Below are 12,395 nucleotides of genomic sequence, written 5' to 3'. Positions count from 1 at the left end.
CAAGGTAGGAGATGACCGGACATTTGGCAACTCCGGAAGGGACCCGTGTGCGCAAGCTGGAGCGAGGCGGCGGCGAGCCGCTCTGGAAGCAGTTGCAGTCGGACCTGGTCCGGCGGCTGCGGTCCGGGGAGTTCGACGACGCGTTCCCGGGTGAGCTCGCGCTCGTCGACGAGTACGCGGTCAGCCGGCATACCGTCCGGCAGGCCCTCGTCCAGCTCCGTACGGACGGCCTGATCGTCGCCGAGCGCGGCCGCCAGCCCCGGGTCGCGGCGACACCGGAGATCCGGCAGCCGATGGGCGCGCTGTACAGCCTGTTCTCCTCGGTCGAGGCCGCGGGCCTGCCGCAGCGCAGCGTCGTACGGGCGCTCGACGTCCGCGCCGACGGCGTGGTCGCGGCCCGCCTCGACCTGGAGGCGTCGATCCCGCTGCTGTACCTGGAACGCCTCCGGTACGCCGGCGACGAGCCGCTCGCGCTCGACCGCGTCTGGCTCCCCGCGGCCCTCGCGGAGCCGTTGCTCGCCGCGGACTTCACCCACACCAGTCTGTACAACGAGCTCGCGAACCGTACGGGCGTCGTCCTCGACCACGGCCGCGAGGACATCCGCGCCGTCACTCCGACCGCCGCCGAACGCAAGATCCTGCACGGCCCCGCGGACGCCGCCGTCTTCTCGATCGTCCGCCAAGGCAGCGCCCAGAACCGCTCGGTCGAATGGCGGCACACCATCGTCCGCGGCGACCGCTTCGCCTTGTCGGCGGAGTTCTCGGCGCACGCCGGGTATCGGCTGACCCCGAGCAGTACGGCGCTCACCCAGGCCTGGTGATACTGGGCGCATGAGTGTGCGGGAGTTGCGGTTGGTGGTCACGGCGGATGACTACGAGGAGGCGGTCGCGTTCTACCGCGACGTACTCGGACTGCCGGAGCAGGCGTCGTACTCGTCGGACGACGGCCGGGTGACGATCCTGTCCGTGGAGCGGGCGACGCTGGAGATCGCGGATCCGGGGCAGGCGTCGTTCATCGACAGGGTCGAGGTCGGGCAGCGCGTGGCCGGGAAGTACCGCATCGCCTTGCAGGTGGATGATGCCGCGTCGACCACGGCGCGTTGGGCGGAGGCCGGCGCGACGGTGCTCGCGGAGCCGACGCGGACGCCATGGAACTCCCTGAACGCGCGACTGGAGACGCCGGGTGGCATTCAACTCACGTTGTTCACCGAGCTTGACCTCAAGTGAACTTGAGCTGGTGAGGTGATGGGCATGTGGGACATCGAGAAGCTGGACCTGGACGCCTACCTGACACGGATCGGCCATCCGCGCGTCGCACCGTCGGCCGAGGCATTACGCAGCCTGCACCGCGCACACGTACTGGCGATCCCGTTCGAGAACATCGACGTCATCCTCGGCACCCATCCCGGGATCTCCCTCGACGCGATCCAGACGAAGCTCGTCGGGCGTCAGCGGGGCGGGTACTGCTACGAGCACGCGTTGCTGTTCGGGGCAGCGCTGGAGCAGCTCGGGTACGACGTCGTACGGCGAGTGGCCCGGGTACAGCCACACAAGTCCGGGCCGCGGACGCACGCCCTGCTGAAGGTCGGCATGGACGGCGAAGAATTCCTGGCCGACGTAGGCTTCGGCGCCGGCCAGCTGTACCCCACTCCCCTGAAAGACGGCACCATCATCGACCAAGCCGGCTGGGACCACCGCCTCACCCAAGACGGCGACCTCTGGACCCTCTCGAAGCACACCCCCGAAGGCTGGATCCCCCAACACGCCTCCAACAACGAACCAGTCCGCCCAATCGACTACGAGGTCTACCACCACTACGTCTCCACCCACCCCAACTCCCCCTTCACCGGTCGCCCAGTCGTAATGCGCGTCTCGGACGGCGAAGTCCGCCGCCTAATAGGCGAAACCCTGTACACCGACCACCCCCACGGCGAGACAACCGAACGCCCCATCCACCCCACCGACCTCCCCGACGTACTCGCGTCCCTCGACGTACTCCTAAGCGACGAAGAAGCAGACCGCCTCCACCTGCTGTAGACGTGGTCAGCCCCCGCGTGCTCCGCAGGCGCTCCGGTCGCTCCGCTCCCTCCCGCACCCACTACGCGCGCTCCCACCCACCCACCGGCTGGCGCCGGCATTTGCCCGCTGCCGCGGGCGAGTTGCGAGCTGCCGCTCGCGGGTGACTGCTTGGCGGGCGTCCTCCGTGAAGCTGAACGTGGCGAGTGGCTCGGGCCGCCACGACCGAAGTGGTGCTGGGCCGCCGCAACGTCCGCAGGTCACCGGTGCGCGCCTCATGAAGGTCGCATTGCCATCGCCTTGCAGAAGGTCTCCCTGGGCACCGGATTGACAAGCCTCGCCGCGACATGGCGATGATGTTCCCGATACGGGAGGACGACCAGTCAAATGATTCGGCGCAGGAACGCGTTGTTGGAGACTGCTATCGCGTGTGTTGAGCGCGGCATTCCGGTGCGGCCGGCAACTATTGCCGGAGCACCAGACGGTGAGTGGATTACGGATGCGGACAAAGCAAGTGACGTTTGGGATGTTGACGAGCCTCCGAACCTGGCTGTCTCCTCGTCGTCTACCGTCGCGATCTGGCGGCTGCCCCGGATTGCCGGTGCCTATGGCAAGCGGCTGTATGAGCAGGAGCGTCCTGGTGTCTGGCCGCCGACGATGAAGTTGCCGGACGGAGACTGGATCACCTGCACGCTGCAGCCCGAGAGCAACCTGGGTCCGTTGGCGACCGGAGTCGAGTATCTCGAGCCGGGGACGCCTGTGGTGATCCCTCCATCGAGGACGGTCGCCGGCCGGTTGAAGTGGGACGGCTCGAAGTTCCCCATGCATCCATTGCCGACAGCCGATGCCGTGTTGTCGAAGGTGTTCCGCGCGGAACAGGAGTACGTCGACCTGCACGGTCAGCTCGACTAAGGCGATGGCGACTCTGCAGGAGAACGCCGCGGCTCAGCCCTTGTGACCGACGGCCAAGAATAACGAGCTCGCCGCCACGAGTTCCGGCATGCGATCGGCTAGGCGAGAGCACTCCAGTGCCGTGTCGAGCGGGTCGTGCTCGGCCAGCTTGTCGCTGTAGGGCTGACCTTTGAAGTGAGCGTCGATCATGACCGTTAGCCAGCCGCCCGGTCCAGTCAGGCCGAAGATGCTCACCGGCCGCAACCCGGCGCTCATGAGCTCGCTGCGTAGCTCGCTCTCGCGGTGGTAGTAGCAGTTCGCCATCCGTTCGTTGGCGCTGCTGTGGCCCGTCTCCAAGATGTCGCTCACGATGCCGTGACGCGTGAGGAGCGTGTTTGCGATCGTCGAGCCGATCAGATTGGCGGCGCGGTTGATCGCCACCACCGCCAAGACACCACCCGGGCGCAGTACACGAAGGGCTTCACGTAGGGCCAAGCGGCGGTCGCACGGCTCCGGCAGGTGGTAGAGCGGCCCCGCCATGAGCACGGCATCGAATGACTCATTCGCCCATGGCAGGCGGCGGCCGTCGCCAAGCTCAGCGGTGATACCCGCCGCTTTGGCCTGGTCGATGTGACGCCGGATTGGATCGAGTAGTACGACGTCGTAGCCATGGTCCTTCAACCAGCCGGCGTGCACGCCTGGACCGCCGCCGATGTCAGCGACTCGGGCGGGTGCTGGCGGGAACCACTGACCGAGGAACTCATAGAGGCGCGTTTGCTCCAGGCGGCCTTTGACTGTGGCGCTAAGTCGGGCGGCCTCGTCCCAGCGGCTTGAGTAATGAGTGTGGATCGCTGGATCGACTGTCGGCCGATTCAGCGGGATTACAGGCGTATCCACTGCTGTGCTCCTATCGTCTGGATGGAACAGCGGGCGAGCGTCCGCTCTGGAGGCTGTGCGCCCGCCCGCTGGACTGACGTTGCTGGCCAGGTGATTGCTCGCCCAGGCGCGTACGCCCCAACCACCTGGCCAGCTGTCACCGAGACGCCTGTCAGCGCCCTCGGTGGTTGAGCAGCTGACACGGGACGGACTCGCCTTCGCATCCCGTGCCAGCCAGCTCTTGGGTCCCTGCCCGAGTCAGGGGTCGCAGGGGACTCGGGGAGGAAACTCGGGCAGGGACCGTTAGGGGCGGAATCGATGAGTGTGCAGCGATCTTCTGCACCTGAGGGGCTGAGGACGTCTCCTCATCGATTCCGCCGGTTCATCGGGTTGCCGCGTGCACTGCGACGCGAGACCTGCGGCACGCCGGAAGGCACGTCAGTGTCTTCATTGGTTCGCAGCATCCTGATCCGCCGGCTCGATGGTGATGCGAAGGCTGGCAAAGCGCCGAGTCATTCCTGCCTGGTACCGAATGGCATCCTCCGGCTCGGCCGTGTAGTCCGCGATGACGTGTTCACCAAACCAGACGCGGACACGGCGGTCGCGTGGCTGCGGTGCGTCGGTAAGCGTCGTCATTCACCCTTCACCTCCCGCGCGATGTCGCGGATGATGAAGCCGTACAGGACGGCTGCGATGAGCGCGAGTATCCATGTACCGGTCATGACACTTCCAACTCCTAGTCGAGATGAGGAACTGCAATCTGAGGCGGCGGGCGGGAGGGTCAGCGACACCACCAGTCCGGCCTAGACCCATTGCATCCCTTACGCTGGGTACACGACAGCGCACATTTGTGGCATCTCTGGCGCATCCTTGACGAACGCCGTACGGGCGCGACACCGTTGCCGAGCAACCGCTGGGGAGATGGAGAAGCGACGGTGTCAGGCAAGCGAACCCGTCTGGCCGAGTGGCGACGCGCCGCTGGGTACAGCCAAGAGCGCTTGGCCGAGCATCTCGGGGTGGACCGCTCGACCGTGGCCCGATGGGAGTCTGGCGGCACGGCACCAGTGCCCTTCGCCCGTCCGCGGCTCGCGGCTGCCCTGGGTGTCTCAAGCGCGGAACTCAACGCTGTCCTGGGCGACAGCAGGCCCTCAGAGTCACAACTGGCCACTCAGGCTGTGGCCTCTGGGAAACTGGTTGAGACCGACCTGCCGCGCCGTGGCTTGCTGCGACTACTCAGCCTCGCGGGCACTGTTATTGCGGGAGCAGAGCTGGTCGGCGACCGGGGCGAGTTCCTCGGTGAGGGCCCGTTAGACGACGGTTCGCTTGCTGAGCTGGCGACCTTCAATCAGCAATTGTGGCGAATCTTCGCCTTGGCGAGCACCAAACAGGCTGTTTATCCGCTGGTGACGCAACAACTCGCCGTCCTGGTCGACCGGTTGAAACGGACCCATAGAGTCGCCACTCGGCAAGCTCTGTGCGAGCTGACCTGCGACCTGTTTCAGCTGGCTGGCGAGGTCTTCTTCGACAACGACCAGTACACCTCGGCGGCCCACTGCTACACCCTGGCCGCACAGGCTGCCCGCGAGGCAGGCTCCCGTGACTTGTGGGCCTGCGCCTTGACTCGACACGCATTCATCAGCGTCTACGAACAGCAGTTCGCAGAAACGGTCCCGATGCTGTCCTCGGCAGCCGACCTGGCTGCTAATGGCGATAGCGCCCTCTCCACGCGCTACTGGGTCAGCGCCGTACAGGCCGAGGCCGCCGCGGGCCTCGGTGATCTGAGCGCCTGCGAGCGCGCATTGGAACACGCTGAACAAGTCAGACGGCTGGGCCGCGAGAGTCAGACCGGAGGGTGGCTGCGCTTCGACGGCTCGCGGCTACCCGAGCAACGCGGCACGTGCTACACACTGCTTGGCAAACCTGATCTCGCGGAGAGGTCCTTGCAGGAGGCATTGAGTGTTCCTGCATCTCTGCGGCGGCGCGGTAGCGTACTGGTGGATCTGGCAAACGTAGGGGTGATGCGCCGAGATGTTGAGCAGACGGTGAATTATGCAACCGCAGCTATGGATCTGTCGGAACAATCTGGTTCGGGCGTCATTGCTCGCAAACTCGCCGGCCTGAACCACCAGCTGACAAACCACCGCCACGATGCCCGGCTGTTGCGCTTGAGCGAACAGATCTCGGCACGCCTGGCCGGCGAGCGCTCGCCGCTCTGACCCGTCCCGTCCCGTCCAAAGGAGCAACGCTGTTGTCGAACGAACAAGGTCGCATCTTCCGCGAGGCATGGATCGCAGGCGTGACGAAGCACTACCCGGGTGAGCCAAAGCCTGGGTATATCACGCCGTGGGAAGACACGCCCGATTGGGAACGGCAGAGCGCCGCAGCCGTCTACGACCAGGTCCGGGCGTTCGTCAAGGTGTCCGAAGGAAACACCAGCAAGCTCACCCGCGAGCAGAAGGGCCGCTTCGTGGCTCTGTGCTGGATCGCCCAGATCCACCGCCACATCCCAGACCCCAAGCCCAGCTACGTCGCCGACTGGGAACACCTGCCAGCCTGGCAGCAGGAAACAGACGCAGATATCTTCGAGCGAATCGAGAGTGCGAGCTGACATCGGGCATCTGCGCCGCGCGCGGATGTACTCCCACGCGGCGTGGACAGGCGACGCCAAACGGCCGGACCTCGGCAGGCGGCGGCCACGTGTTTGCTGCTGTAGATCGCTCGACCGTCAGGTCTGCTCAGCACGACTCGGGGAGCCACCCAGCCGACCCTGGTAGGTCACTCGCCCATAGGTGATGCTCTCCCCGTACTCCAGGACCTCGCCGGCGTCGTCGTAGATCCAATTCCGCCCAACCATGATGAGGTCGCCCTCATCCAGGCCGAGTCGTCCCGCCTGCTCGGCAGTAGCAGCAGCCGGTTCGAGCTGGTCCTGCCACGCTTCGACCTCACGCTTCAGGATGTTAGCGATGTAGGCGAACGTACCTTCTTGGATGCGCTCGCAGCTGAGCAGCAGCGGCGCCTCCTCCGCCAGGTGCCCGCGGTAGTACGAGGTCGATGCCGAGGCCGGCTGTCCATCTGACCGATAGGTCGTCCGGACCCGACGAACCACCGGAGCCCCAGGCTTCAAACCTAAGGCGTCAGCAACCTGCTCTGACGCCTCGGTGACTCCAGCCTCGGTGATCTTCGCATGGCTCCCAGTGGGATAAATCTTGCCGGTACGCCGAGAACTATCAATGCGATCGTTGGCTGCCCGACCGCACTCCTCCTCGGTCGTCACGATGCTCCCCACGCCACGCACAGGCTTGATGTACCCCTGGGCGCGCAGACTCGAGAGAGCACGCTGCGCCGTGGCGATCGCGACTCCGTAGTCACGCATGAGCGACCGCACAGACGGCACCAGATCACCAGCCCGCAACTCACCAGTCGAGATTCGAGTACGAATCTCACCAGCGATCTGCTGATACGGCGGAGCGGGGCGCTCCTGCTTCGGGGGCATCGTCAGACCTCAGGTTCGTCTATTAGAACGCAGAAGCGTGAGCGCACTGTCTAGTAGTCGTCCGGCGCGTTGACCCGGTCGACCCCGCCATAGCCGGTCGCTGCCACCGAACGAGCGACCTCGACATCATGAGGATCTGGCTCAGCACCTTGCTCTCTCGCGGCGAGCAGGCGCTTGTGTACCTTCTGCAGGTCCAGCACATCAGTCAGCCGCGCCTGCTGGATCTCATCCCAGGTCGCCATCGTCAGTCCCACTTCAGGCCGGTGATGCGCTCGTACATCGCAACGTAACGAGCGCGGGTCTCCTCAACGACCTCCGGCGGAATCTCCGGGCCGGGAGGGGTCTTGTCCCACGTCCCCAGATCCCGAGCCCAGTCGCGCACGAATTGCTTGTCGTACGAGATCTGCCGCTGTCCGGGCTTCCAGTCCTCGTCACGCCAGTACCGCGAGGAGTCCGAAGTCAGAACCTCGTCCGCCAGAACCAGCGTTCCGTCCTTGGCAAGCCCGAACTCAAACTTCGTGTCCGCTAGGTGCACGCCGCGACCATCAGTGATCGCGGTAGCGCGCTTGAAGAGCTCGAGCGTCTTCTCCTTAAGAGTCTCCGCGAGCTCCGCCCCAACGGCATCCGACACCTCATCAAAGGTCATCGGCTCGTCGTGCCCATCCTCAGGCGCCGTCTTCGTCGTCGGCGTGAACACCGGCTCAGGCAGCTTGTCCCCTTCGAGCAGCCCAGGCTTGATCTCGACGCCCGAGATCTTCCCAGTCTCCCGATAGGCATCCCACCCAAGCCCGGCCAAGTAGCCGCGGGCAATGCACTCGACCTGCACGATGTCGACCTGCCGACAGCGCACAGCACGCCCCTCGAACTCCGCCGGCACATCAGTAGCCGAGATGACATGGTTCGGCATCACATCCGCCAACTGCTCGAACCACCACAGCGACAGACTCGTCAGCAACTTCCCCTTGTCAGGAATCGCCGTCGGCAACACCACGTCGTAGACCGACACCCGATCAGTCGCAACCAGGATCACCTCCCCCGGCCGATCGCTGTAAACATCCCGAACCTTGCCCCGATGCAGCAGTTCCACACCCACTGTTCTAGCACACCCGAACGAAGGACTACTCTCCGACGCCCGAGCCTACTGTGCGAACCGTCAACGATCCCCTAGTTGCGTTACCTTCTGAATACATCTTTCGGTGCGGCGGTCAAGGCGAGCACCGCAGCGATCACCATAATCGCTCGAAAGTGCAGAAAGGCTTCCTCGAACTGGGCTCCTACAGCCCAATTCCCAAGAACGCCCGCGGCCGCCAACAGAGCCGCTACGAAGACCCTACTGCCGTAGCGGCGCGCGATTCGGGTGGCAGCGGCAGGTTGTTGCCCGATTCCAATCTTTCGCCCCACTCGCCGCGCACCGCAACGTCGCTGCTACGCGTGCGCCGCCAATCTCCCGAGCCGCGACCCTCGCTTCGCCTTGATAGCGCGGAGCGACGGTGTGGAAAGAATCGTCGACAGTGCCGCGTGATTGTCCGGCCACGTAACAGCCTGGCGATCTGTCGTGATCTCCCAACGAATCTCACCCGGACGCCTTCCACAAATGCTAATAGACCCACTAGCGCGCCAAGTAATCTTCCGGGCAAGCTATCGAAGGATTCCAATAAGGGAAGAACGTCCGTGAACGCCACTGAGTGCCAACTGAAGCTCCTGCTCGAACGCGGCTTTGCCCAGCGTGTGTCCGCGCGACGTGCCTAACTGGCTCCTCGCTCGCTGTCTCACCGCCCACGGACGCAGTCCGGTTGCAGGCGCCTGCTAGCGCAACAAGCGAGGTCCACCATGCGAAGTTCGCCATCTGATCCGCCAACAACTGCTGAACACGGGTCGGGAAGCCACCCAGCCGCCCCTATCGGTCGCTCGCCCGTTGGCGATGCCTCGCCATACTCAAGGACCTCGCCAGTAGCCGGTTCGAACGGTCTTGCCATGCTTCGATGCCCGCAGTAGTAGCAGGTCGAAGCGGAGGCCGGACTGTCCTTGGATCGGTAGGTCGTCCGGACGCGGCGGATCGCTGGCGCGTCAGGCTTCAGGCCTGATGTGTTGGCAGCCTGCTCCGATGCCTCGGTGGCTCCGGGCTCGGTGATCTTGGTGTGGCTGTGGCTCGGGTGGATCTTGCCGGTAGGTCGAGAGTTGTCGGCTCGGGCGTTGGCGGCACGGCCGCGATTCCCGATGCGGCGGGCGAGAGGCCTGGCGGCTTCCGGTGTTTGCGCAGATAATCTGGGCTCGTGGGAGAGATGAACATCGTCTTCGCGGCGCCGGACGACGAGACCGCGATCGCGGAGCTGGGGGACTGGCTGGGGAGGCCTCCTGTCCACAATGACGATGGACTCCGGCCCGAGGCACTGGCAGAGCTGGAAACGCTCCTCACTGGACGGGACAGTCGGGAGATTGCGGCGGATCCCAGGCATTGCGTCCAGATCACTGAAATCCTCGACGAGGACGCCGGCGTCCTGGAGGCCGGCCTGGTGACGGTCACCGATACGCTCACCCATGCGTTGGCGGTCGCGGATTCTGAGGCGCTGTCTGCGGCAGCGGCGTCGCACGGCGAGTACGTCGTCCAAGGACTAGCGACCGTCGCGCGCCACGCGGCAGTCCACGGCCACCACATGTACAACTTCTGGTACTTCTGACCCCATACCGTCGGTCAGCTACTTGCGGCTGCGGCATTGGCGTTGAGGTCGACGGCCGTTTCGGAGTTTCGCCGGGCGACTCGGCCGGTCGGGACGATGACCGGTAGGTGGCGAGCGGGTGAGCCATGAGTCGGGTGGTCCGCGGCCGGCTCGCGAGCTCTCGGGTCGCGCGGTGTTCTCTCTCGCCGCGCCCACTTCGATCGGAACACCCTTCGCATGCTCGCGCCAGTCACCAGGTCCTGCTTCGCTGACCACGTCGGCTAAGCAGGCACCCGCGAGCGGCAGCTCGCAAACCGCCCGCGGCAGCGGGCAACAAAGCCGGCGCTAAGCCGGTGGGCGGGCGGGAGCGCGCGTAGCAGGGGCGGGAGGGAGCGGCAGCGACCGGAGCACCTGCGCAGCACGCGGGGGCGAACCACATCCACCACCCGCCATATCCGCTCCACGGACCACGTCCGCTTAGTAGTCACTCGCGAGCGGCAGCTCGCAGGTCGCCCGCGATAGCGGGCTGCATGCCGACGGTGAGCCCGGGGGGTGGGTGGGAGCGCACGTAGCAGGGGTGGGAGGGAGCGGAGCGACCGGAGCGGCTGCGGAGCACGCGGGGGCTACCTACGTTCCTTGTTTTCTTGGGGTTTTGGTGCGGAAGGATTCGCCTAGTTCGGGGCCTAGGGGGTGGTAGTGGCGGAAGTTGTAGATGAGGGGGGACCATTTCGCGGGGTTTATGTGGGAGGTGCCGGGGAGGACGAGGTGGGGGGCGGCGTGGACTCGGAGGACTCGGGCTTGGGCTATGAGGAAGTTGCCTTTGGCATCTAGGTTGGTGTGTACGACGGTGGCTTCGAATTGGAGGGGGCATTCGGCGACCAAGGGTGGGGCTACCAGGTCGGCGGGGGCTGGGGTCAGGCCGGCGGCGGTGAACTTGGTGCGGTTGTGGTGGAAGCGGGCTTGTTTGTGGGGTGGGATCGGGTGGGCGGCGGTCAAGGGGGCGAGGCGTTCGACGGCGGTCCATTGGTCGGGGGACGGGTAGTTGATGACTACCTCGGGGTGGGTGCGGAGGTTGGTGGCGGTTTGGCCGCCGAGGCCGACGCCTAGGACGACGACGTCGCCGAGGGCCCAGGCGGAGGACATGGGGGCGAGGTTTGCGGTGCCGTCCTCGTTGAGGGTGGTGAGCAGGGCGACCGGGGTGCCGACGTACAGGATGGACGGTTCGATCGTCAGGTGGGTCACGACAGTCGACGGTAGGCACGCGACCGTTCGGCCGGCGCCTAACCAACCAAGCGGCATGATGGGCGCTATGACTGCCGAGGGTGAGGAGTTGGCCGGCTGGGCGCGGATGCTGGCGGATGGGACCCGGGCGACGGTGTGTATGGCGCTGCTCGACGGGCGGGCGTGGACCGCTAGCGAACTGGCGCGGTTGGCGAAGGTGTCGCGGCCGACGATCAGTGAGCATCTCAATCTGCTGGTGAACGGCGGGCTGCTGACCGAGGTACGGCAAGGCCGGCACCGGTACGTGAAGCTGGCCGGTCCGGATACCGCGGAGTTGATCGAAGGGCTCGCGGCGTTGGCACCGCGGCGTACCGAAGCGGTCAGCAGTCTCAAGGCGGTGAGCAAGCGGGACGCGTTCGCGCGGGCGCGGACGTGTTACGACCACCTGGCAGGGAAACTCGGGGTCGCGCTGGCCGATGCGATGACCGAGCGTGGGCTGATCGACTGGTCGGAGGGGATCGCGCTGACGCCGGAAGGCCAAGCCTGGTTGAGGAATCTCGGCATCGAGCTCGTCGTACGGCGGGATCGGCCGCCGCTGCGGTCCTGCCTGGACGTGACCGAGCGGCGGCCGCATCTGGCCGGTGCGGTCGGGGCCGCGCTGTGTGCGCACGCGCTCGAGAACGGCTGGGTCACACGGATTCCGGGTGGCCGCGCGCTGAAGGTGCACGGCGCCGTACAAGCGTTTGGACTGGAGTCCGGAGTCTGAGAATCGGATGACGGAACACGCTTTCAAGAGGCGCCGCGACCGGATTGCACTTAGCCTTCGGCCATGACTGAGTTCGAGCCCGGCACCGAGTTGGTGTCCCGACTCCCTCTGCCCAGCCATGTCGTCGTCCGCTCGGACGGCAAGTGGCGTCGCGGCTGGCTGATCGGCCGCGAGCATGAGGAATCGGGATGGACCGCTCTGGTGCAATACGAGGGCGACGACGGGCACGAGCGGACGGAGCGCCTGCCGGCGGACCGGATCGCGCTGCCGCCGTCGGAAGGCCCGACTGAGCAAGCGTCCTAGGGAGGGAACGCGCGCGAAGGCCCCCGGTGATGATCACCGGGGGCCTTCGTAGGTAACGCTGCGGGCGCCTCATACGCATCGAGAATCCCGGCCCAGGCCCTTCGGGCGGACGACCTGGGACGGGATGCTCAGTGGCGTTACACACGGTGTATCGCCGGTGACGTCGCGAGTG

Annotated in this window: 15 protein-coding genes; 9 read left to right on the top strand and 6 right to left on the bottom strand. The window is 65.8% G+C overall.

Features of this window, described 5'->3' with window-relative positions:
• The first annotated feature begins 47 nt into the window (after window positions 1–47).
• From ACFV9C_RS41210 to ACFV9C_RS41195, 4 genes are all read left to right on the top strand, one after another.
• Window positions 48–821: a GntR family transcriptional regulator gene (locus tag ACFV9C_RS41210; protein ID WP_380202848.1), complete on the top strand. Its 774-nt coding sequence runs from the start codon at window positions 48–50 to the stop codon at window positions 819–821.
• Between the two features lie 10 nt (window positions 822–831).
• The gene (locus ACFV9C_RS41205; protein ID WP_380202846.1) at window positions 832–1,227 is read left to right on the top strand and encodes a VOC family protein; all 396 of its coding nucleotides are present in this window, start codon (window positions 832–834) and stop codon (window positions 1,225–1,227) included.
• Window positions 1,228–1,251: 24 nt separating this feature from the next.
• A complete protein-coding gene (locus ACFV9C_RS41200; RefSeq protein WP_380202844.1) occupies window positions 1,252–2,037 on the top strand; it encodes an arylamine N-acetyltransferase in 786 nt (261 codons plus the stop codon).
• Window positions 2,038–2,403: 366 nt separating this feature from the next.
• On the top strand, window positions 2,404–2,928 hold the full coding sequence (locus ACFV9C_RS41195; protein WP_380202842.1) for a hypothetical protein: 525 nt from the start codon (window positions 2,404–2,406) through the stop codon (window positions 2,926–2,928).
• A gap of 33 nt (window positions 2,929–2,961) precedes the next feature.
• On the opposite strand, the gene ACFV9C_RS41190 is transcribed toward ACFV9C_RS41195, so the two are convergent.
• Together ACFV9C_RS41190 and ACFV9C_RS41185 are read right to left on the bottom strand one after the other, a co-directional pair.
• Complete coding sequence (locus tag ACFV9C_RS41190) at window positions 2,962–3,804, bottom strand: class I SAM-dependent methyltransferase (RefSeq protein ID WP_380202840.1); 843 nt, start codon at window positions 3,802–3,804, stop codon at window positions 2,962–2,964.
• 426 nt (window positions 3,805–4,230) lie between these two features.
• A complete protein-coding gene (locus ACFV9C_RS41185) occupies window positions 4,231–4,419 on the bottom strand; it encodes a hypothetical protein (protein WP_380202838.1) in 189 nt (62 codons plus the stop codon).
• Window positions 4,420–4,718: 299 nt separating this feature from the next.
• On the opposite strand from ACFV9C_RS41185, the gene ACFV9C_RS41180 reads away from it, so the two are divergent.
• Both ACFV9C_RS41180 and ACFV9C_RS41175 read left to right on the top strand, forming a co-directional pair.
• Entirely contained in the window at window positions 4,719–5,999 is a 1,281-nt protein-coding gene (locus ACFV9C_RS41180; protein ID WP_380202836.1) for a helix-turn-helix domain-containing protein, read from the top strand.
• 32 nt (window positions 6,000–6,031) lie between these two features.
• Entirely contained in the window at window positions 6,032–6,391 is a 360-nt protein-coding gene (locus tag ACFV9C_RS41175) for a hypothetical protein (RefSeq protein ID WP_380202834.1), read from the top strand.
• 117 nt (window positions 6,392–6,508) lie between these two features.
• On the opposite strand, the gene ACFV9C_RS41170 is transcribed toward ACFV9C_RS41175, so the two are convergent.
• From ACFV9C_RS41170 to ACFV9C_RS41160, 3 genes are read right to left on the bottom strand one after another with little or no spacing between them, the layout of a single operon-like run.
• Entirely contained in the window at window positions 6,509–7,276 is a 768-nt protein-coding gene (locus tag ACFV9C_RS41170; RefSeq protein WP_380202832.1) for a GntR family transcriptional regulator, read from the bottom strand.
• 50 nt (window positions 7,277–7,326) lie between these two features.
• A complete protein-coding gene (locus tag ACFV9C_RS41165; protein WP_380202830.1) occupies window positions 7,327–7,518 on the bottom strand; it encodes a hypothetical protein in 192 nt (63 codons plus the stop codon).
• Window positions 7,519–7,520: 2 nt separating this feature from the next.
• Entirely contained in the window at window positions 7,521–8,363 is an 843-nt protein-coding gene (locus tag ACFV9C_RS41160; RefSeq protein ID WP_380202828.1) for a phosphoribosylaminoimidazolesuccinocarboxamide synthase, read from the bottom strand.
• Between the two features lie 1,186 nt (window positions 8,364–9,549).
• Between ACFV9C_RS41160 and ACFV9C_RS41155 the strand changes: the two genes are divergently transcribed.
• Window positions 9,550–9,954, top strand: coding sequence for a hypothetical protein (locus ACFV9C_RS41155; protein WP_380202826.1), 405 nt, complete (start codon window positions 9,550–9,552; stop codon window positions 9,952–9,954).
• A gap of 606 nt (window positions 9,955–10,560) precedes the next feature.
• On the opposite strand, the gene ACFV9C_RS41150 is transcribed toward ACFV9C_RS41155, so the two are convergent.
• Window positions 10,561–11,175 carry a flavin reductase family protein gene (locus ACFV9C_RS41150; RefSeq protein WP_380202824.1) on the bottom strand — a complete coding sequence of 205 codons (615 nt, stop codon included), beginning with the start codon at window positions 11,173–11,175 and terminating at the stop codon, window positions 10,561–10,563.
• Window positions 11,176–11,242: 67 nt separating this feature from the next.
• Here ACFV9C_RS41150 and ACFV9C_RS41145 point away from each other — a divergent pair, with 67 nt between their 5' ends.
• The gene (locus tag ACFV9C_RS41145; RefSeq protein WP_380202822.1) at window positions 11,243–11,920 is read left to right on the top strand and encodes an ArsR/SmtB family transcription factor; all 678 of its coding nucleotides are present in this window, start codon (window positions 11,243–11,245) and stop codon (window positions 11,918–11,920) included.
• A 63-nt stretch (window positions 11,921–11,983) separates the two neighbouring features.
• Window positions 11,984–12,223, top strand: a complete 240-nt coding sequence (locus ACFV9C_RS41140) for a hypothetical protein (RefSeq protein ID WP_380202820.1) — start codon at window positions 11,984–11,986, stop codon at window positions 12,221–12,223.
• The last annotated feature ends 172 nt before the right edge of the window (window positions 12,224–12,395 follow it).

The organism is Kribbella sp. NPDC059898 (genome assembly GCF_042730855.1).
Taxonomy (GTDB): domain Bacteria; phylum Actinomycetota; class Actinomycetes; order Propionibacteriales; family Kribbellaceae; genus Kribbella.
Note: the sequence above shows the minus strand (reverse complement) of the source record. Positions and strands in the feature narration are given on the sequence as shown.

What these genes read in the sequence shown, in the direction of transcription:
- ACFV9C_RS41145 (WP_380202822.1), top strand. Translation starts at nt 11,243, where the DNA reads ATGACTGCCGAGGGTGAGGAGTTGGCCGGCTGGGCGCGGATGCTGGCG.
- ACFV9C_RS41205 (WP_380202846.1), top strand. Translation starts at nt 832, where the DNA reads ATGAGTGTGCGGGAGTTGCGGTTGGTGGTCACGGCGGATGACTACGAG.
- ACFV9C_RS41200 (WP_380202844.1), top strand. Translation starts at nt 1,252, where the DNA reads ATGTGGGACATCGAGAAGCTGGACCTGGACGCCTACCTGACACGGATC.
- ACFV9C_RS41140 (WP_380202820.1), top strand. Translation starts at nt 11,984, where the DNA reads ATGACTGAGTTCGAGCCCGGCACCGAGTTGGTGTCCCGACTCCCTCTG.
- ACFV9C_RS41195 (WP_380202842.1), top strand. Translation starts at nt 2,404, where the DNA reads ATGATTCGGCGCAGGAACGCGTTGTTGGAGACTGCTATCGCGTGTGTT.
- ACFV9C_RS41165 (WP_380202830.1), bottom strand. Translation starts at nt 7,518, where the DNA reads ATGGCGACCTGGGATGAGATCCAGCAGGCGCGGCTGACTGATGTGCTG.
- ACFV9C_RS41170 (WP_380202832.1), bottom strand. Translation starts at nt 7,276, where the DNA reads ATGCCCCCGAAGCAGGAGCGCCCCGCTCCGCCGTATCAGCAGATCGCT.
- ACFV9C_RS41185 (WP_380202838.1), bottom strand. Translation starts at nt 4,419, where the DNA reads ATGACGACGCTTACCGACGCACCGCAGCCACGCGACCGCCGTGTCCGC.